The sequence below is a fragment of the Bacillus sp. M13(2017) genome, assembly GCF_002218325.1.
GTDB classification, from domain to species: domain Bacteria; phylum Bacillota; class Bacilli; order Bacillales; family Bacillaceae_G; genus Bacillus_A; species Bacillus_A thuringiensis_K.
The window spans coordinates 24506-43058 of the sequence record NZ_KZ268517.1 but is presented as its reverse complement, the minus strand read 5'-3'; the positions used below and the strand labels follow the sequence as shown (position 1 = coordinate 43058).

Here is an 18553-nt window from a genome sequence, read left to right as displayed (position 1 = left end):
GAACGTGACATATTTGTAAGATTTTCCTCAAACTAAATCCCGCCTGAGTTTCAGACGGGATCACTTTCACTATATTCGATTCATAAACCAATACTGTGTAATTGCTAAATATTCTCGTACATTCGATGGAATGATGATTGGTTTCGGTGTTTTTGCCGGAAGACCTTCTAATTGTAAACCTTGTTTGGCCGCTATTTTTTTCGCTCTAAACATGTGAAAATCGTTTGTTACGATCATACCTTTTTTCATATCGGCTGGAATTAACGGTTTTGAGAATGTAATATTCTCATCTGTACTCGTAGATTTGTCCTCCATTATAATGCGGTCTTCTACGATGTTTTGTTTTATTAATCCTTGTTTCATTGCTAATGCTTCTGAAATGTCTTCACCTTTTCCTTGTCCTCCAGATACGATAGCGATTGTTTTCTCATGTGATTTTAAATATTCAGCTGCTTTATCAATACGATATTGCAATGAATAAGATGGTTTCGTCCCATTTACTTTCGATCCTAGTACAATTATGTAATCAGCATCGTAGGTTGCATTCATATGCCCATGCTTATAAATGTGATATTGTAAAAACCCCGCATACACGGCGCAAATCATTATAACACCTAAAATGCCCTTCATTATTTTCTTCTTTCTCATATTCATATACTCCTATTTTCTTTTACTTCCTTCATGATAATATCCATTTATTTGTTTGTATACAGACAAATTCCAATAAACCCTAATTTATCCTCTGAAAGGTAATATTTATATTACTTTCGGGAATAGTAAGTACAACTTTACACGAAGGAGTGTCTCTATTGCTTCTCTTTTTATGTAACGTGTCGTTCTTTTTCATCTTATTTTTACTATCGCTTAAGTTACTCGGTAAATCCGCGTTAGCGCAACTAACTCCTCATGATTTTGGGGCTATAATTTTTTTATCTTATTTAGCTTTCCAGGCCATACCCGTCTCTGGTGCTTTACAAGCATTTCTCGGTATGGTTGTTATCACATGTTTACATTTACTCCTTACAAAATTAAGCCTATTCAACAAACTAAATCGTTTTATTCTCGGACACCCTATCATTTTAATTAAACATGGTGATATTATTTTTGAGAACTTACAAAAAAGTAGATACCCCATTGCAGAATTGCTTTCTAATCTTCGCGTTGCAGGATATCCAAGTGTTCATGAAATTGAATACGCTATTTTAGAAGCGAACGGCGCTATTAGTATTTTACCAAAAAGAGAACTTGTACCATTAACTCCAAAAGATTTAAACATAGAAATTAAGTATGCTGGATTACCAATTGCACTTATCGTCGATTCACAAATTCAATATGATAACTTAAAGTTAATACATAAAGATGAAAAATGGTTATATAAAGAATTAAAAGAAAAAGGAATTACAAATATTAAAAACGTTGCCTTTGCTTCTGTTCAAGAAACGGATGGATCTTTTGCGATTAGTATAAAGGAATAAGAAAATCCCCTTAATTGCTTAAGGGGATTTTCTTCATCATATCGCTTCTTTCTCTCCTGCCATATTTAATGGCACAGGATGTTTCATACGATTCATCGTAAATACGATAACCGCTGTCATTACTTCTGCAACTGGCATAACGAGCCAAATTCCATTTATACCAAATAATTTCGGCATAATCCATAACAATGGAATAATAAATAGTAATCCTCGGCTCATTATAATAAGTACTGATTTCTTCGTTTGTCGCACTGATTGGAAGTACTCTCCATACACAATGTTATAACCTAAAAATACGTATTGGATAAAGAATAAACTAATACCTGTTAAGGTTAACTCCAATAATTCTGGAGATTGAACATCAAATAAACCAATGATATATTTCCCAAAGAATAATCCGACAATTATCGCAAAGCCTCCGAGGACAACAGCAATTTTCACAGCAAACTTCAATCCTTCACGAAGTCTCTCTGATAAATTTGCCCCGTAATGGAAACTAGCAATTGGCTGTAATGCTGCTCCAACACCAAAGAATAATAGTAATGTCATTGCATGAATACTATTCACCATCGCATAGGAAGCTACTCCTACTTCTCCTGCATATTGGACAAATGCGATATTAAAACCAATCGTTACGATTGCAACCGTACTTTCTGCTGTAAAACTTGGGAAACCAATCACCATAATTTGTTTGACAGTATCCCATTCAAAATGAAATTTCGTCCACTTTAAAATACTACTTTTTCTAAAGAAATGGGTTAATAATACAAGGAAACCAATCGCTGCCGAAAGAATAGTCGCTGAGGCAGCACCTGTTACGCCCCATCCAAAGATAAAAATAAAGATATAGTCAAACACTATATTTAATACAGCCGTTACAACAAGACCAGCCATTGCTAAATTAGGATTTCCATCATTTCGTATAAATGTACTTAAAATATTTTCTAAAACGTATATCATTCCAAATGTTAATAATACGTGTAAATAGTCTAACGCATATGGTAAAATTACTTCATTTGCACCAAATAAGTATGCTAAATCTTCTATTCTCCATAAGCAAATCGCTGCTAAAACACCTACGATAACAACTGCTACCGTCATTGATTGAGTAAAAATAGACCTCGCTCTCTCTCGTTTATTTTCACCTAATGCAATGGAATATAACGTTGCCCCGCCCATTCCAATCCATAATGAAATAGAGAAGAAAATCGAAAAGGCTGGAATAGCCACGTTCACTCCTGCTAAACCGTTCGCCCCAACTCCTCTACTAATCATAACCGCATCAATTACAATATTCACTGACATTAATACCATTCCGAGGACGGCTGGTATTAAATAAGAAATAAATAAACTTTTAATTGGTTTTTCTCTTAATTTTTCTGTTGCTTCCATACTCTAATATGCTCCTTTTTTTCAACTCTCTTTTCTTAGTTTAAACCTTCAAGTAACTTTAAGGTCAATAGAGAATTAAAAAATAGGTGACTTAATTATCGCGTTTGATGCTCATTTGTAATTATACGAGTCCTATAACTTATTGCTTTGTTTTTTCATTATAGGAATTTGAATTTCTGTTACTTGCTCCTCAGGATCTTCTGTTACAGACCAATCAATCAATCCAATCTCAATCGAATCTCCATGTACTTCGTAACCTTCTTTATCAATGTATGTAAGTAACTCCTTGTACGTTGCATCTGTTTCTTCATACGGTCCATGATGATAAGAACAAGCATATAAACCTTCTTTAATTTCATCTGAAGTATGCACTTCATACGGCATATAATCCAAAAGAATAAATACACTGCTATATGCTTGAAACTCATTTTGCATTAACCCTTTTTTCGCAACAGTTACACCAATATCTCCAGAAAATAAGCTATCATCCATTTGCCTCATATTTTTTTGCAACGAATGAATGTAGTACTCAAACATATCATCCGTCGTATTCGGGGCAACCGCAATAGCTGTTATTTTTCGCTGCGGGATCTCTTTTATTACCATTTGTTCAGCTTTTGCTTTTGTTGCTTCCTTAATTAAATGAATTCTATGCTCCATTTTCGCCAAAGCATACTCAATTTCTCTTTGTTTCTTCAGCATCATCTCTTGTTGTTTTTCCAGTAAATTGAGTGCGTATGCTGGATTTCTTTCATCAATATATTTCTTAATTTCCTTTAACGGAATATTTAACTGGCGTAAAAATTTAATCGTATCTAACAGTGAAAATTGATCGATTGTATAATAACGATAATTCGTTTGAGGATCAACAATGGACGGATGAAAAATTCCTTTTTCATCATAATACCTTAATGTAGATTCTGCGATATTATGCATTTTTGCCATTTCTCCAATTGTAAAACGTTTATTTAATAACATGTTTCCTTCTCCAATTCATTAAAAATGTTGCCTTATTTCTTCTTATTATATAGCCATTCCCTTCATACCTAAATCAAATTCCATCATGAAAATCTGCTATTTTTTCATTGATTTTTAATAAATTTTATTATATATTAATTACAGGTTCAAATTACGAGTTCAAAAGAACTTGTAATCAGACCCTTTTTGTTTAATGGGTTTTACATATTTTCATTAGGCAAATTCCGAGAAATCGTATGATAAAACTAAAAATGACGAGGAGAGGATCAGATGGAATTCGAATTTTTCTTTCAAATTGCACTTATTTTATTAAGTACAAAACTTGCTGGTGATCTTAGTGTTAGATTAGGTCAACCTTCTGTGCTAGGTAAATTAATTGTCGGTATCGTTATCGGCCCAGCTATATTAGGTTGGATTGAAAATTCAGAGCTTCTAACACAATTAAGTAATGTCGGTGTTATTCTTTTAATGTTTATGGCAGGACTTGAAACAGACTTAGATGAATTAAACGCAAATCGCAATTCTTCTTTAGCAGTTGCACTCGGGGGTATCATTCTTCCATTCGTAGGTGGTTACGTTTCCGGTCTTGTTATGGGAATGGAACAAGGAAACGCTGTATTCTTAGGGTTACTTCTGTGCGCGACAAGTGTTAGTATTTCCGTTCAAACACTTCGTGATTTAGGTAAAATGAAAACACGTGAGAGTACGACGATGCTTGGAGCCGCTGTATTTGATGATATTCTTGTTGTTATTTTATTAGCATTCGCAATGAGCTTCTTAGGCACTGATGATGTTAACTTAACAATGATTATCTTGAAGAAAGTAGTATTCTTCGCTTCTATTATTTTAATTGGATGGAAAGGTGTACCAGCGATCATGCGTTGGTTATCACCACTACGCGTATCTGAGTCTATCGTGAGCGCAGCTCTTATCATCTGTTTCTCATTCGCATATTTCGGCGAATTATTAGGAATTGCTGGTATTATTGGTGCTTTCGCTGCTGGTATTGCAATTTCTCAAACAAACTACAAACATGAAGTAGAAAAGAAAGTAGAACCAATTGCTTACGCTATGTTCGTTCCAGTATTCTTCGTTAGTATCGGTATGAATATTACATTTGACGGTATTGGCAATCAAATTTGGTTCATCCTAGCATTAACAGTAATCGCTGTATTAACAAAACTAATTGGTTGTGGTGTTGGTGCACGCATGACTGGATTTGATGCAAAGTCTTCTGCAATTATCGGTTCTGGTATGGTTTCTCGTGGTGAAGTTGCACTTATCATCGCAGGAACAGGACTCTCTTCAGGTCTATTAGCACAAGATTACTTTACAGCAATCGTTATTGTCGTTATTTTAACTACAATGATTACACCACCAATGTTAAAATACACTTTTGGCGCTAAAGATAAAGCAATGAATGAAAGCAAGTAAATAAGTTTACTATAATAAAAGGAGATTGCTATCTTATAAAATAGCAATCTCCTTTTTGTTTTATCTTTAAACAATCTCGTGCTTTTTTAACCATTTTTCAAAAATAGTTCGAGCTTCTTCATCATCGATATCATTACTAAATGAATACACCTTAATGCCATAATCATCTATATATTCGCCTAGTTTCATTTCCTCCACTTTCTTATAAAAACCGTCTGCCTCATAGTGCGGAATATAAGCATCCCAAACTGGTTCATTTATTCTTTTGTACGCTGTCACTTCCAAATCATATCCATCTTCATAATATCCGATGTGATAATGTTGACTAGGATCATATTTCTCCATAAAAAACTCCTCCTACTAAACAAAAGCGAGCTGTAATCTACAGCTCGCTTCATTCATTAAATGCGTTCCATCGCTGTCTTCAACGTTCCAACAACAAAAGCGATTTCTTCACTCGAAATAACAAGCGGTGGTGCTAATGTTAAGACGTTATTGTATCCTGCTGTTGTCATACCGTTTCGCCCTATAATTAACCCTTTTTCTTTACAAGCATTTACAACACTTGCAATTTTGTCGTTATCAATTGGCTCTTTCGTCTCTTTATCATTTACTAGCTCAATTCCAACTAGTAAACCTTTTCCTCTAATATCCCCAACAAGTGGATGCTCTCCAATTTCTTCTTTTAATTGCTCTAATAAAAGCGAGCCCATTTGTGCAGAGCGCTCAACTAAATTTTCATTTTCCATAATTTCTAAGTTTTTAAGTGCTAATGCACAAGCCGCTGGATTTCCACCAAATGTATTAATATGACGGAAGAATTCATATTCTCCCTTCCCTTTAAATGCTTCATATATTTCTTTTTTCACAGCTGTTGCTGATAACGGTAAATATGCGCTCGTAATCCCTTTTGCCATCGTAATGATATCTGGCTTCACATCATAATTCATAAATCCAAATGCTTTTCCTGTACGTCCGAAACCACAAATCACTTCATCGCTTATGAGCAAGGCACCGTGTTTTTGACACGTCTCATGAACAGCTTTCATATAGTCTTGTGGTGGCATTAAAATGCCTCCACCCGTAATAATTGGTTCCATAATAAAAGCTGCAATCGTTTCACTTAATTCCCATGTCATAACGCGATCTACTTCTTTCACACATTCTACATCGTAAATGTTCTCTCTTTCTATTCCAGGCATACGATAGCAATCTGGCGGCGTTACATGTAAAAAGCCTGAAGCAAATGGCTCATATTGATATCTACGCTGTGCTTGTCCCGTCGCTGCCATCGTTGCCATTGTATTTCCATGATACCCGCGGTAACGTGACATAAATTTATAACGATGTGCTTCACCTTTTTGCGCATAGTATTGCCTTGCTATTTTAAAAGCTGTTTCGTTCGCTTCCGAACCACTATTAGAGAAGAAAATAACATACTCTCCTCCAAGCCACTCATTTAATTTTTCTGCAAGCTTTATAGCCGGTTCATGCGATTGTGACATCGGAAAGTATGATAATGTTTGTAATTGCTTATAAGCTGCCTCTGCGAGCTCTTTTCTGCCGTATCCACTATTCACACACCAAAGACCACTCATACCATCTAAATATCTTTTCCCTTGTATATCTTCAACCCAGCACCCTTCTGCTTTTGCCCCTACCATTGTATTATTTGGACTAAAGGGACGCATTCCGTGCCAAACATATTGCTCATCTTTTGCTAATAATTCATCAGTCTGTTTCGTTTTCATCATTTCTTCCACCTTCCATAACAACTTATTTTTCACAAAAGCTGCGCTGGTGCCATGATGATTTAAATTTCTCCCTGCTTATTTTCATTCCACAAAATTAAGACAAATCCTACTTACAAAGCAGTATTATTTACAATAAAATGACAAAAGAAAAAGGAGCTTTTCTTATTATCGAAAAGCCCCTCTTTTTTAATGTGAAGACGCATCACTAATACCATGACCAGTATTAGATTTCACAAGAATTTCATCAAACTTCGCCGCATCTTCTTTCTTACTAGATAAAATGGTCCCTAAATACGCTGCAAGGAATCCGAGCGGGATCGAAATAATTCCAGGTGTCGTATATGGGAATATCGCTTCTCCAACAAATATAGCTTTTCCAGCTACAGGATTCCAAACATTCGGACTTAACGCTACGAGAACAATAGCTGATACGAGACCAACAATCATACCAGAGATGGCACCCGCTGTATTGAAACGCTTCCAATATATTGTGAATAATATAACTGGTAAGTTTGCACTCGCTGCAACTGCAAATGCTAATGAAACTAAAAATGCTACGTTCAATGTTTGAGCAAATAACGCTAGTATAATGGATAATACCGCTACTCCAATAGACGCATAGCGAGCCATTGAAACTTGCTCTTTTTCCGTTGATTTCCCCTTGCGAATAATTTCATTATAAAAATCATGTGCAAAGGCTGACGCTGCTGTTAATACAAGGCCTGCCACTACAGCTAAAATCGTTGCAAAAGCAATGGCTGATACGAAAGCAAATAAGAAATCTCCACCTAACGCTTTCGCTAATAAAGGTGCTGCCATATTACCTGCAGGATTTGCTTTAATAATTGCCTCATTCCCTACAAATGCCGCTGCCCCAAATCCTAAGAAAATTGTCATAATATAAAATGCGCCAATTAACCACGTCGCGTATACTACAGATTGACGTGCTGTTTTTGCATCACGAACTGTAAAGAAGCGAACAAGAATATGTGGTAATCCAGCTGTACCAAGAACTAGTCCTAAATTTAAAGATAGCGTATCAAGGCCATCTTTATACTTTACTCCTGGGTTTAAAAACGAGTCTTTTAACGGTGTAGCTGTCTTCATTTGTGCGAACATTTCAGTCACACTAAAATTAAATTTTGCGAAAACGATAACAGAAATAATAAATGTACCAGCCATAAGTAATACAGCCTTTACAATTTGAACCCAGCTCGTCGCAGTCATTCCGCCAAAAATAACGTACACTGTCATTAATGTACCAACGATTAAAACAGATGTCGTATATTCGATTCCTAATAATAATTTAATAAGTGCACCAGCCCCAACTAATTGTGCAATCATATAAAAAATCGAAATCGTCATCGTATTAAGCGCTGCAACTCCGCGAACTTTTTTCGCATCAAAACGCGCTGCAATCATATCTGCTAACGTGTACTTTCCTAAATTTCGAAGCGGCTCTGCAACTAAGTATAATACAACTAAGTATGCAACTAAAAAACCGATGCTATAAAAGAACCCATCAAACCCAGTTAACGCGATTGCCCCAGCTATACCAAGAAAGGACGCAGCAGACATATAATCTCCCGCAATAGCCAGACCATTTTGCCAACCAGTTAATCCCCCTCCAGCCGTATAAAACTCACTCGCATTTTTCGTTTTCTTCGATGCAAAATAAGTTATGACGAGTGTACCAAGTACGATGATTAAAAATAGTGCAAAAGCGGTTACATTCAAAGTCATCCCCTCCCTTTTTGCATATCTTGCAGAATGTTTTGTGAGATTTTATCAAAGGATTCCGCTTTTTTGCTGTAAATCATACATAATGACCACGTCATAATAAATTGAGCAAATGCAAATACCCATGCCCACGTAACATCACCGAATGCCGGTGTATTGAGTACCTTTGAATACGATGTTAATATAGGTAACGCAATAAAAAAACTTAAAAAGAAAATACTCATTGGAACGATGAACTTCTTTTTCGTATTTAATAGCAATTGAAATTCTTCTGACTGAACAACCTCTGTATAATTCACCTCATTTTGCAACTTACGTGCTGACGTATCATCTCGTTTCATTAACCGATCCCCTCTCTTACTTGAAATGCACTTCCCCCTTGTATACCTAAAGACTAAATTTTATAAATATTCAGAAACTTATACTTATTGTAGACAATCCGTGCATTCATGCAAAGATTTTTTGATAGACATTTTTCGGCAATTTCCCCTAAATTTTTAATATACTTTTTCAACATAAAGTGACACCTTACTTATTTTTTCCTCATTAAGACAAAAGCAGTGCTTAACGCACTACTTTTGTCTTTTTTTCCTTTTCTAAATTACGAGCTGTTTCGCTTAACTCAACCTCTTTTCCGTCTTTAAGTGTTCCAAATATAAAATCGAATACTGGATTTGAAACACCGAACCAAAACTTTTCGTTTTTATAATGGTGTAATATATGTTGTTTTTTTAACCATCTTCCAAACTTAGTGACGGGACGAATCGGTCTATGGGCAATATAATGTTTCCATTCGTAAACGAGTAGCATAATAATCATTCCGATTCCAAATGAAAGTGTAATAGTAACACTTTTTGTAATACCATATGCTATAAGCAAATATATAGTAAAACTAGGTATACTAAACCAAACAGGTAAAAACAAAAGTTTTAAATCATCTGGATATACGTGGTGATCATAATGCAATCTTCTTAACATTTTTAATAGAAATGTGTTTTTAGGTGGCTTTATATGGAATAAAAAACGATGTGTCATATATTCATTAAGTGTATAGAAAGCAATCCCAACCATACATGCTAACATACCAAACCACGTAAAAAATTGCATTTTTAAAATAATAATGAAAATAAATAGAATGCTATACATAATAACGATATCATGTTGTAAAAAGAACTCTTTCCCCACTTTCTTCATCTTGTTTCCCCCTTTTCCAAAAAAACAGCCGCAACATATCGTTACGACTATTTCTTTTCTATTCTTATTCTATTCACTTTACAAATTTGCCTGCTGTTCTATTGTCGAGAAAAAATTGTTTGGTCCAAATATATTTTGCTTCGGAATAATATGTTCCACTGCAAACACTGTTACTTCTCCTCTTTGCACTTCTCCAATAATAAGCCCCAATATTTCATGATTTACTGCAAACGTCGGTTGCTTTGTTTGTAACAATCTTGCTGCATTATGAAATACCGTTTCATATAGTGGATCTCTATCAGTAATTTCTTTTCGGATTTTTGGCGCTAACGTAATTATAATTTCTTTTCCTTCAATAGTGGTTCGATACATAAAAATCTCCCCTTCAATCTTATGTGAACAACTGTAAAGCTTTGTATGCAAAATGTATAGAGTAACATACTAAAATAATACCTGCTCCGGCTGTTATGTAGCCAAGCGCTTTTGGTTTTAATAAAGTTCTTCCAAAATGTACAGAAAAAGCAATATTTAAATTCCATAAAATAATACCAGCAATAATGCAAAGACTGTATAAAAAAGCTTCTTGTTTCGTTACCTTCGTAAGTAATGAGCTAAGTGTACTTCCGTATATACCAAACCAAAAAACAAGATTTAATGGATTGGATATCGCAATTAAAAATCCCGCCATAAACGATTGCTTAAGGCCACCTACCTCTTCTTTTTTATATTCCATATTCGAGTGGAAAATTCCTTGTTTTACACTTTGAAATCCTAAATAAAATAACAAGAAAAAACCCGTGCAATACATGAAGGCTTGTACATATGTATACATAAACACAGAAGATAAACCGAAATAAATGAGAAGCATAAATAAAACATCTGCAGTCATTCCGCCAATTCCAACAACCCAAGCGTGCCAAAACCCACGTTCGATTCCTCGTTTTAACATTTCAATATTAATTGGCCCTACTGGCGCAGCCAATGATATACCTAATACGATTTGCTGTATAATTGCTCCAAACATCGCTCTATCCTTTCTACTCTCTTTACTACTAGTTAATGATGTAATTAAAAAAATAGACTAGCTTTCATAATAAAATACCCTTTTTTATCCAAAATATACAAAAGAACCATCTAGGTGATGGCTCTTACTTTTCTATCCTATGAAGAAAAGGACATTTCCCTTTTATTAGCTCTACATCGTCTCCTATGAAATATTGTTTCCATTCGCGATGCTCTGGGTCACCATAATGACTAATGTTAGGATGTTTCGGCAATTGATCCCACTTTTCAACTCACTCACGGACCATTTGTCTTGAATATGCTCCTTTAGGATGATCTCCCTCTAATCCATCAAAAATAGTGCGTGGCTGAAACCCAATAACGAGTGAATTCCCTAAATATCTAGTTTTTCGTTTTTTATAAGCTGGCGCATTTCCAAATGCGAATATTGGCTCACCACCAAATGAAAATTCCCATAAATAATGGTCTGGATCTTCAGGAATTTGCTTTGGCCATGCTTGATTATCATTTTCATGTAAATACTGTAACACTTTCCAAAAGGAATCACGGTAATATTCGAGTGATTGTTCTTCACATTCCGGTTCTACAAAAAGGAAAAAGCCCCTTCTTACAATCGGCCTCTCTTTCATTAACTCTAAAAAAGATAACATTGTATGTGGCAAATGACTCCAATCATTATGAGAAAGAAATGAATAACGAAGTTCATTCTTTTTCAAAGCTGTTAAACCGAAATAACATGGAAAAGTTGGTTCTAACACGACACTTGAAAAAATCTCAAATTCTTTTGCAACCCAATCCGGTATGTCGGTTCTCGTTCTCATTCCTTCATTGTCTAATAAGTAAGACTTATTCATTCTTTCACCTCATTATGTATAGCATTCAATTAAGAATATTACATACTCGGTCTGTCCTATACCTATTTAAAAATTTGACTGAAAAATTATTTAAAAATACAAAAAAATAAAATCGCTTACTTGACTAAATTCTCCCAATTCGTGTATATTTAAATTAATCATTTAGCAGAATATTCAAGAATATAGCATTTTTAGTTTATATTATTTTTTTAAATGAATTTCACTAAATGAAAATAGTAAACGCTTTTAGGAGGAATTGTAACATGCAAGGAAAAGTAAAATGGTTTAACAACGAAAAAGGTTTTGGATTTATCGAAATGGAAGGCGCTGACGATGTATTCGTACATTTCTCTGCTATTCAAGGAGACGGCTACAAAGCTTTAGAAGAAGGTCAAGAAGTATCTTTCGATATTACTGAAGGTAACCGCGGACCTCAAGCTGCTAACGTAGTAAAACTTTAATCCAACATATAACAGGAGGTTACCTTACTTGGTAACCTCCTTTGTTATTCCTTTGTATATTTCCGTTTTACAGAGCAAAAACTATGTGAAATGCGCACTATACAAAGGAGGAATTAGCAATGGGATCAGAAGTAAATGATTTTGAAGAAGTGAAATTCCGTGTAGAAACAGCACAAAAAATGGTAGGATCAGCAACAATTTCAATGGATCCAGATACATTAGAGCATGCTACTACTGCTGTAGAAGCCGCTCGCTCTCAGCTTGAAATTATGAAGTCTGTTGCAACAGATTTAGATGAGCCGTTTCTGATGAATGAGGAAAAAAAATTAAGTCAATGCGAGCATCAATTAAATGAAGCGAAGCACTAAAAAACATCCAGAGAATTTTCTCTGGATGTTTTTTCATGACAGCTGTTCTCCATACTTTTTCAACGTTTCTCCAACTGTACATTGCCTGATACAAAATGAATGAGCGTAATACTTACTATTCGTCTTTCGATTATGTTCTCGCAAAAAACACCCTTCACAATACGTTTCTAATAAGTCATTTACCTCTGTAATGAGTTGCTTTTTATCCACCTTTGCACCTCTCTATTCGGTTATTTCTTTATGACTATCAATAACTGTTCCTTCTAATGCTTGCGTAGCTAATTGATGTGCTTCTTTATTTTGTTTTCTAGATATCGGCTCACATACAAGTTTTAATTTCATTTGCTTCGCCTTTTGTTCAATTTGATCTAAATAATGATTTAAATGTTCATCATAACAAGGCCATTCTCCAGCCAATTGCTGCAGTACCACTTGTGAGTCTCCGCGAAGTGTAACTGCTTCATACTTAATCCCTAGTTCCTCGAGTATATTCATACCGTATAATAATGATGCATATTCCGCTTCATTATTATCATATATACCTTCTATATATGCATTGCGGCGAATGCGGTAGTTTGTATTTCCTTTTTTATAATACACACATATACCAACGCCAGCCTCTTTCGTTTGCACATCATACCCCCCATCAAAATAAACGTGTATTTCTTGAGGCTCTTCCTCCACTTGTTTACTCAGCTTTTTCATTTCCTTTAATGACCATTCGGCATCCATTTCATCGTAAAATAGTAGTTCTTTCACCCTACCCGTTTTCTCAAAATCCTCTGCAAATTGAAGTACTTCTTCTATGTTCATATAATCTGTCGTTAATTCCGTCTGCAAACCGCGCTTTGTTTTATACAACCAATGAATTTTATATTTCATACTAGATTCCCCTTATATAAGACTTCTTATATGTAGCCAGCTAATGAAAGCCTCACTTTATTTTATTATATTGTATCAATAGTCACAGCATTATATTCAATGTGATTACATACAAAAAGAGCTATCCCTATAGGAATAACTCTTTCATCTATTGCATAAATCTTTCAAATTGTACTCGCTTGTTAATCCAGTACATTACAGGCATACCAATCGCCATGACAACAAATTCACCAACTGCACATGTCAACCAAGACAACATAAATGGTAAACCCAATGCAAGATGAAGTTCAATTGCAATCATAAACATTGTAATTGTAAAGATAACTGTATTAAAAATCATACGAGCCCAAACACCTTTAATAAATCGCATAGAAATAATCGTTGCAACTAATGCAAGAATAGATTGCCCTACTCCAAATACTAAATCGTAAGCGATCATAGGTGAGAAAAAGAGATTCGTTAAAAATACACCTAATACAATTCCGTAAATTGCTTTCTTATTAAATACAACAAGATGATTAAACATCTCTGAAATACGAAACTGTACATTCGTAAAGCCAAATGGCTGAATAAGCATAGAAACAGCAATATATAATGCCCCTAAAATACCATTACCGACTAAAGTTCTAATATTCATGACAAAATCTCCTTAGTTTTTTTACGTGGGATGGTTTCGAACCACGTTATTCGTTTTTTAAGCAACAAGATTATATTTTACGTGGTAGCCCCTCTTTCGTCAATAGATTCCTATCGTGAACTACCTTTTTTCTTTTAGACAACGTATAATGAAACATATGAAAGATTTAGGAGGTTTCACTTCATGACAGCAACAATTCAAAATGAAAAAGTGATCGTTTCCATTTCTGACAAAGGTGCAGAATTACAGAGCGTTCGCTTAAAAGAAGACAACATAGAATATTTATGGCAAGGTGATTCTACTTATTGGGGGCGCCGCGCACCAATTTTATTCCCAATTGTCGGCCGATTAGTAGATAATACATACTACGTAGACGGTAAACCATATTCATTAACACAACACGGTTTCGCTCGTGATCTTACTTTCTCTGTGAAAGAACAAAGCGAAACAAAGATCACTTATATCGTTACTAGTAATGAAGAAACATTAAAAAAATACCCATACGAATTCGAATTACTCGTTTCTTATGAGCTAGATGGACAAAGTGTTCATGTAACATACGAAGTAAACAATCCTACTTCAAAAGAGATGTTCTTCTCAATCGGAGCACACCCTGGATTCAACTTGCCTTTATTGGACGGTGAATCATTTACAGATTATCACTTATCGTTTAATGGTTCGGAACACTTAGAAACCAGTGTATTAGAAGGACCTTACCTTTCAAGCAAAAAGCAATTAATCGCTGAAAATACAAATGAATTGCCACTTACATATGATTTATTCAAAAATGATGCGCTTATTTTTGAACATATGAATACGAATGAAATTTCGATTCGTTCTCATAAACATAATAAATTTGTAAAAGTAGAATTTGATGGATTCCCATTTGTCGGCGTATGGACACCAGGGGATAATGCACCTTTCTTATGTATTGAACCTTGGTACGGAATTGCCGATGAAGTAACTCCAGCAAAAGATTTCAAGGAAAAAAAAGGAATTCAATCTTTACAAGCGAATGAAACATTTACATGTCGTTATAGCATTACAATCGGCTAATTACTCTATCCCCTACTTCAAAGAAACATATAAGTAGGGGATCATCTTATCATTTGAAGGTTTCTCATTTTGATTGAAGTATATATTGATGGTGCATCAAAAGGAAATCCTGGTCCTTCTGGTGCAGGAGTATTTATTAAAGGGGTTCAACCAGCTGTACAATTATCATTACCCCTCGGGACAATGTCCAATCATGAAGCAGAATACCACGCTTTACTTGCGGCATTAAAATATTGCACGGAGCATAATTATAACATTGTCTCTTTTCGTACAGATTCGCAACTTGTCGAGCGAGCTGTCGAAAAAGAATACGCAAAAAATAAAATGTTTGCACCTTTATTAGAAGAAGCACTGCAGTACATAAAAAATTTCGACCTCTTTTTTATTAAGTGGATTCCAAGTAGTCAAAATAAAGTTGCTGATGAGTTAGCTAGAAAGGCTATCTTACAAAATTAACGGAGGTATGAGTGTGAAAAAAGATTGGATTGCTCCTCTTGCTTTATTATTTGTCTCTTTTATTTGGGGAGCTACGTTTGTTGTCGTTCAAAATGCTATGTCTTTCGTTGGTCCATTTACTTTTAATGGTATTCGCTTTTTATTCGCCGGAATTATTTTATTATTCGTTCAAATGATTTTCGCAAAAAAAACTTCAAAACAAGATATAAAACAGAGTAGCCTTGCTGGATTAATCGTTGGATTCTTTTTATGTGTTGGCTATGTGTTACAAACATTCGGCTTACTTTATACAACTTCTTCAAAAGCAGGATTCTTAACAGGGCTTAGTATCGTTATGGTACCTATTTTGTCTTTTATCTTTTTAAAACAAAAAGCTACTATTTTTATCGTAATGGGCATTGCTGTAGCAACAGCAGGTTTATACTTATTAACAGCTGGTGATTCATTTCAATTAAACATTGGAGATATACTCGTTCTCGGTTGCGCGGTTGCTTTCGCTGCTCATATTCTTGTTAATGGCTTCTTCTCTAAGAAAATATCACCTTTATTGTTAAGTACGTCGCAAGTGTTAGCTGTCGGTATGTTTTCTTCTATTTGCGCCTTTTTGTTTGAAGATTGGGAAAAATTACTTTCAGCAGCACTATGGACGAATTCTTCCTTTTTATTCGCCCTATTTCTAACTTCTCTATTCGCAACATCCATTGCTTTTTTCATTCAAACATCAGCGCAAAAACATACGTCTCCAACGAGAGTAGCCATTATTTTCGCAATGGAGCCCGTTTTCGCTGCCTTAACAGGCGTTCTCGTTGCAAACGAACAACTTTCTATTTCCGCTATTATCGGATGCCTCTGTATTTTCCTAGGCATGGTGTTTGTTGAATTACCTTCCAAAACAAAAAAAGAAGCGCAGGCTGCGTGAAGTTACGCTTGTAACTTCCGCATAAAAGCCTTAGCGCTTTTTTTATCTGTAATCTCTTCTTCTTTCAATCGTTCTAATAACGCAACAAAATAACTCCCATCAAACTGTAACTGATGTTTAATTGTCGCTTCTATTGCCGCGTTCACAATTCCATCAGATGCACCCGTATATCCTTGTCCGAACATAATAAACCCTTGTGCTTCCTCTGATAGTTTAAATCCTTTCGTATGTAAGAATGAAAGATAATCTTCTACTGTTTGCATGCTATTCCCACCTACTCAAAAATTCTCCATCTCCTATCATACATGTTTTTACAAGCTATGAGAATGAAATTTATATGACAACTTTGTAAATCTATCCGAAGTAGACGATAGAGGATTTCCTTACAATATAAAAGAATATGTAACTGGTAACTTATTTTATATTAAAGGGGATAGGGATATAAAATGAAACAAGCACTATTAATTATTGATGCGCAACAAGAGTTAATGGATGGAAATGAAAAAGAAAATGCAGTTTTTCGTAAAACCGAGTTACTATCCACACTAAATACAGCTGTGCAGAAAGCAATCGATGCAAATGCCCTTATTGTTTTCGTAAGAGATATCGATGTTGCTTCTGGTAGCGGTGAGGGATTTGAAGTACATAATGAAATTCAAGTACCTCAGTCTGCAATCCTTATTAATAAAGCAGCAACGAACGCATTCTATGGCACTTCTTTACTTGAACTTTTAAAAGAAGAGAAGATTGGCCATATCGTTATCGGTGGATGTAAAACAGAGCATTGTATCGACACCGCAGTTAGAACTGCGACTGTACAAGGATGTGACGTTACATTAATTAAAAATGGTCATTCCACAACTGATTCTAACGTATTATCTGCAGAGCAAATTATTGCTCATCATAATAAAATTCTACATGGACATTATAATGTGGATCATTTTTCAGTTGTTAGGGATGTCGAGGAAGACCTTTTTGTACCTATTCATGATCAATATCGTGATTAACGAAAAAGAATCCTTCATTCAGAAGGATTCTTTTTTATCCAAAAATTTGCGCTGCAATGCTATATAACTCATTATTCCTTTTTAATAATTGATCGCTATTTTTCATCATAATTGGTGGTGTATTAACCTTTTGAAAGCCAACAGCCTCTAATTCATTCATAAAATCGTTTTTCCCCTCTGGTACATCAATTCTTAATTTACCATGATGTTCACTTGCTAAATAATGTACAATTCGCATCGCCATTTCATCATTTTTAGCAACGACTGGTCCTATTATTTTATTTTCTGGTGTTTGTACGCTTAAACCATATGCTAGTACATGTTGTTCCTTATCCTTTACAACGATACACTGTTCACTTTGCATAATTCTTTTCGTTAAAAACTCTTTTCTATTTGTTCCAAACGCATATTCATCTAATTTTATTAGTTCTTCTAAATCACACTCTTGATAATTCATTATATAATCTTCATTTTCTATACAATAATCATTCACATTGTACGAGTTACATATGTATTTAGAAACATAGCTTACTGCTCTAAATCCTAATTTTTCATATAAAAATTCCCCCTCATCTGTAGCAATAAGCATAATGGCAGTTTGAGCCGATACGCTCTTCATGCATGCATTCGTTATCGTCTTTCCAATCCCGCGTCCCTTATAATTCGGATGTACAATGACCATTCCGATAGATGCTAATTTCTCTTCATATAATATTATTGCCGCACTAGCAATGAGTTCCTCCCTCTCATTCCACACACCGTATACAATACCTGAGCTAAAAATAGTCTCAATTTCTTCCCTGTTATAATCCCACCCAATATAAGAAGATAACGCTACAATGTCCTCTATTTTTTCTTTCCTAAGACGTTCTACCCTCATTTCTAATTCAATCATAATCCATCCCCTTATCTAGACATTTAAA

General features: G+C 34.9%; 23 protein-coding genes, 1 pseudogene and 1 riboswitch. Of the genes and pseudogenes, 8 read left to right on the top strand and 16 right to left on the bottom strand.

Features of this window, described 5'->3' with window-relative positions; translation table 11 throughout:
- Window positions 1–69: 69 nt before the first annotated feature.
- Window positions 70–648, bottom strand: coding sequence for a YdcF family protein (locus CGQ22_RS27240; protein ID WP_001227672.1), 579 nt, complete (start codon window positions 646–648; stop codon window positions 70–72).
- Between the two features lie 161 nt (window positions 649–809).
- Between CGQ22_RS27240 and CGQ22_RS27235 the strand changes: the two genes are divergently transcribed.
- Entirely contained in the window at window positions 810–1475 is a 666-nt protein-coding gene (locus CGQ22_RS27235; protein ID WP_089149594.1) for a DUF421 domain-containing protein, read from the top strand.
- A gap of 36 nt (window positions 1476–1511) precedes the next feature.
- On the opposite strand, the gene CGQ22_RS27230 is transcribed toward CGQ22_RS27235, so the two are convergent.
- Window positions 1512–2867, bottom strand: coding sequence for an MATE family efflux transporter (locus CGQ22_RS27230; RefSeq protein WP_000388398.1), 1356 nt, complete (start codon window positions 2865–2867; stop codon window positions 1512–1514).
- A 132-nt stretch (window positions 2868–2999) separates the two neighbouring features.
- Window positions 3000–3845 carry a MerR family transcriptional regulator gene (locus CGQ22_RS27225; RefSeq protein WP_000925915.1) on the bottom strand — a complete coding sequence of 282 codons (846 nt, stop codon included), beginning with the start codon at window positions 3843–3845 and terminating at the stop codon, window positions 3000–3002.
- 270 nt (window positions 3846–4115) lie between these two features.
- On the opposite strand from CGQ22_RS27225, the gene CGQ22_RS27220 reads away from it, so the two are divergent.
- Window positions 4116–5279 carry a cation:proton antiporter gene (locus tag CGQ22_RS27220; RefSeq protein WP_000393874.1) on the top strand — a complete coding sequence of 388 codons (1164 nt, stop codon included), beginning with the start codon at window positions 4116–4118 and terminating at the stop codon, window positions 5277–5279.
- A 66-nt stretch (window positions 5280–5345) separates the two neighbouring features.
- Here the strand turns inward: CGQ22_RS27220 and CGQ22_RS27215 are convergent, their stop codons facing one another.
- From CGQ22_RS27215 to CGQ22_RS27180, 8 genes and pseudogenes are all read right to left on the bottom strand, one after another.
- Window positions 5346–5624 (bottom strand): DUF3986 family protein, encoded by a 279-nt coding sequence (locus tag CGQ22_RS27215; protein ID WP_000417077.1) that lies wholly within the window; start codon window positions 5622–5624, stop codon window positions 5346–5348.
- 56 nt (window positions 5625–5680) lie between these two features.
- On the bottom strand, window positions 5681–7030 hold the full coding sequence (locus CGQ22_RS27210) for an aspartate aminotransferase family protein (RefSeq protein ID WP_000850944.1): 1350 nt from the start codon (window positions 7028–7030) through the stop codon (window positions 5681–5683).
- A gap of 189 nt (window positions 7031–7219) precedes the next feature.
- Window positions 7220–8770 carry a solute symporter family protein gene (locus tag CGQ22_RS27205; protein WP_001103249.1) on the bottom strand — a complete coding sequence of 517 codons (1551 nt, stop codon included), beginning with the start codon at window positions 8768–8770 and terminating at the stop codon, window positions 7220–7222.
- 2 nt (window positions 8771–8772) lie between these two features.
- Window positions 8773–9114 (bottom strand): DUF485 domain-containing protein, encoded by a 342-nt coding sequence (locus tag CGQ22_RS27200; protein WP_000817376.1) that lies wholly within the window; start codon window positions 9112–9114, stop codon window positions 8773–8775.
- Between the two features lie 223 nt (window positions 9115–9337).
- Window positions 9338–9967, bottom strand: a complete 630-nt coding sequence (locus CGQ22_RS27195; RefSeq protein ID WP_000755399.1) for a sterol desaturase family protein — start codon at window positions 9965–9967, stop codon at window positions 9338–9340.
- 78 nt (window positions 9968–10045) lie between these two features.
- Window positions 10046–10339, bottom strand: a complete 294-nt coding sequence (locus CGQ22_RS27190; RefSeq protein WP_000286382.1) for a hypothetical protein — start codon at window positions 10337–10339, stop codon at window positions 10046–10048.
- Window positions 10340–10358: 19 nt separating this feature from the next.
- Window positions 10359–10991, bottom strand: coding sequence for a LysE family transporter (locus CGQ22_RS27185; protein ID WP_000466565.1), 633 nt, complete (start codon window positions 10989–10991; stop codon window positions 10359–10361).
- A gap of 124 nt (window positions 10992–11115) precedes the next feature.
- Window positions 11116–11844 (bottom strand): annotated as a pseudogene (locus CGQ22_RS27180) (YqcI/YcgG family protein).
- Window positions 11845–12107: 263 nt separating this feature from the next.
- Between CGQ22_RS27180 and cspB the strand changes: the two are divergent.
- Window positions 12108–12305 carry a cold shock-like protein CspB gene (gene cspB / locus CGQ22_RS27175; RefSeq protein WP_001161731.1) on the top strand — a complete coding sequence of 66 codons (198 nt, stop codon included), beginning with the start codon at window positions 12108–12110 and terminating at the stop codon, window positions 12303–12305.
- Window positions 12306–12424: 119 nt separating this feature from the next.
- A complete protein-coding gene (locus CGQ22_RS27170; RefSeq protein ID WP_000534396.1) occupies window positions 12425–12673 on the top strand; it encodes a DUF2564 family protein in 249 nt (82 codons plus the stop codon).
- A gap of 33 nt (window positions 12674–12706) precedes the next feature.
- On the opposite strand, the gene CGQ22_RS27165 is transcribed toward CGQ22_RS27170, so the two are convergent.
- The 3 genes from CGQ22_RS27165 to CGQ22_RS27155 form a co-directional block, all read right to left on the bottom strand.
- Window positions 12707–12883, bottom strand: coding sequence for a zinc-finger domain-containing protein (locus CGQ22_RS27165; RefSeq protein WP_000358801.1), 177 nt, complete (start codon window positions 12881–12883; stop codon window positions 12707–12709).
- A gap of 12 nt (window positions 12884–12895) precedes the next feature.
- Entirely contained in the window at window positions 12896–13555 is a 660-nt protein-coding gene (locus CGQ22_RS27160; protein WP_000875543.1) for a ribonuclease H family protein, read from the bottom strand.
- A gap of 148 nt (window positions 13556–13703) precedes the next feature.
- Window positions 13704–14192: a QueT transporter family protein gene (locus CGQ22_RS27155; protein WP_089149593.1), complete on the bottom strand. Its 489-nt coding sequence runs from the start codon at window positions 14190–14192 to the stop codon at window positions 13704–13706.
- Window positions 14193–14198: 6 nt separating this feature from the next.
- A riboswitch (PreQ1 riboswitch) is annotated at window positions 14199–14243 on the bottom strand.
- A 132-nt stretch (window positions 14244–14375) separates the two neighbouring features.
- Here CGQ22_RS27155 and CGQ22_RS27150 point away from each other — a divergent pair.
- The 3 genes from CGQ22_RS27150 (at window position 14376) to CGQ22_RS27140 (ending at window position 16623) form a co-directional block, all read left to right on the top strand.
- Window positions 14376–15248, top strand: coding sequence for an aldose 1-epimerase family protein (locus tag CGQ22_RS27150; protein ID WP_089149592.1), 873 nt, complete (start codon window positions 14376–14378; stop codon window positions 15246–15248).
- 69 nt (window positions 15249–15317) lie between these two features.
- Entirely contained in the window at window positions 15318–15704 is a 387-nt protein-coding gene (locus CGQ22_RS27145) for a reverse transcriptase-like protein (protein ID WP_000573872.1), read from the top strand.
- A gap of 13 nt (window positions 15705–15717) precedes the next feature.
- Window positions 15718–16623 (top strand): DMT family transporter, encoded by a 906-nt coding sequence (locus CGQ22_RS27140; RefSeq protein ID WP_000711150.1) that lies wholly within the window; start codon window positions 15718–15720, stop codon window positions 16621–16623.
- 2 nt (window positions 16624–16625) lie between these two features.
- On the opposite strand, the gene CGQ22_RS27135 is transcribed toward CGQ22_RS27140, so the two are convergent.
- Window positions 16626–16886, bottom strand: coding sequence for a DUF6123 family protein (locus CGQ22_RS27135; RefSeq protein WP_001195212.1), 261 nt, complete (start codon window positions 16884–16886; stop codon window positions 16626–16628).
- Window positions 16887–17069: 183 nt separating this feature from the next.
- On the opposite strand from CGQ22_RS27135, the gene CGQ22_RS27130 reads away from it, so the two are divergent.
- Entirely contained in the window at window positions 17070–17630 is a 561-nt protein-coding gene (locus tag CGQ22_RS27130; protein WP_000806331.1) for a cysteine hydrolase family protein, read from the top strand.
- 34 nt (window positions 17631–17664) lie between these two features.
- Here CGQ22_RS27130 and CGQ22_RS27125 read toward each other — a convergent pair whose 3' ends face one another.
- Window positions 17665–18525, bottom strand: a complete 861-nt coding sequence (locus CGQ22_RS27125) for a GNAT family N-acetyltransferase (RefSeq protein ID WP_000571033.1) — start codon at window positions 18523–18525, stop codon at window positions 17665–17667.
- Between the last annotated feature and the right edge of the window lie 28 nt (window positions 18526–18553).

Bases quoted from the DNA above. Each gene is read 5' to 3' on its own strand.
- CGQ22_RS27225 (WP_000925915.1), bottom strand. From the start codon at position 3,845: ATGTTATTAAATAAACGTTTTACAATTGGAGAAATGGCAAAAATGCAT.
- CGQ22_RS27155 (WP_089149593.1), bottom strand. From the start codon at position 14,192: ATGAATATTAGAACTTTAGTCGGTAATGGTATTTTAGGGGCATTATAT.
- CGQ22_RS27230 (WP_000388398.1), bottom strand. From the start codon at position 2,867: ATGGAAGCAACAGAAAAATTAAGAGAAAAACCAATTAAAAGTTTATTT.
- CGQ22_RS27200 (WP_000817376.1), bottom strand. From the start codon at position 9,114: ATGAAACGAGATGATACGTCAGCACGTAAGTTGCAAAATGAGGTGAAT.
- CGQ22_RS27185 (WP_000466565.1), bottom strand. From the start codon at position 10,991: ATGTTTGGAGCAATTATACAGCAAATCGTATTAGGTATATCATTGGCT.
- CGQ22_RS27190 (WP_000286382.1), bottom strand. From the start codon at position 10,339: ATGTATCGAACCACTATTGAAGGAAAAGAAATTATAATTACGTTAGCG.
- CGQ22_RS27170 (WP_000534396.1), top strand. From the start codon at position 12,425: ATGGGATCAGAAGTAAATGATTTTGAAGAAGTGAAATTCCGTGTAGAA.
- CGQ22_RS27240 (WP_001227672.1), bottom strand. From the start codon at position 648: ATGAGAAAGAAGAAAATAATGAAGGGCATTTTAGGTGTTATAATGATT.
- CGQ22_RS27135 (WP_001195212.1), bottom strand. From the start codon at position 16,886: ATGCAAACAGTAGAAGATTATCTTTCATTCTTACATACGAAAGGATTT.
- CGQ22_RS27160 (WP_000875543.1), bottom strand. From the start codon at position 13,555: ATGAAATATAAAATTCATTGGTTGTATAAAACAAAGCGCGGTTTGCAG.
- CGQ22_RS27130 (WP_000806331.1), top strand. From the start codon at position 17,070: ATGAAACAAGCACTATTAATTATTGATGCGCAACAAGAGTTAATGGAT.
- CGQ22_RS27195 (WP_000755399.1), bottom strand. From the start codon at position 9,967: ATGAAGAAAGTGGGGAAAGAGTTCTTTTTACAACATGATATCGTTATT.
- cspB (WP_001161731.1), top strand. From the start codon at position 12,108: ATGCAAGGAAAAGTAAAATGGTTTAACAACGAAAAAGGTTTTGGATTT.
- CGQ22_RS27215 (WP_000417077.1), bottom strand. From the start codon at position 5,624: ATGGAGAAATATGATCCTAGTCAACATTATCACATCGGATATTATGAA.
- CGQ22_RS27125 (WP_000571033.1), bottom strand. From the start codon at position 18,525: ATGATTGAATTAGAAATGAGGGTAGAACGTCTTAGGAAAGAAAAAATA.
- CGQ22_RS27220 (WP_000393874.1), top strand. From the start codon at position 4,116: ATGGAATTCGAATTTTTCTTTCAAATTGCACTTATTTTATTAAGTACA.
- CGQ22_RS27150 (WP_089149592.1), top strand. From the start codon at position 14,376: ATGACAGCAACAATTCAAAATGAAAAAGTGATCGTTTCCATTTCTGAC.
- CGQ22_RS27210 (WP_000850944.1), bottom strand. From the start codon at position 7,030: ATGAAAACGAAACAGACTGATGAATTATTAGCAAAAGATGAGCAATAT.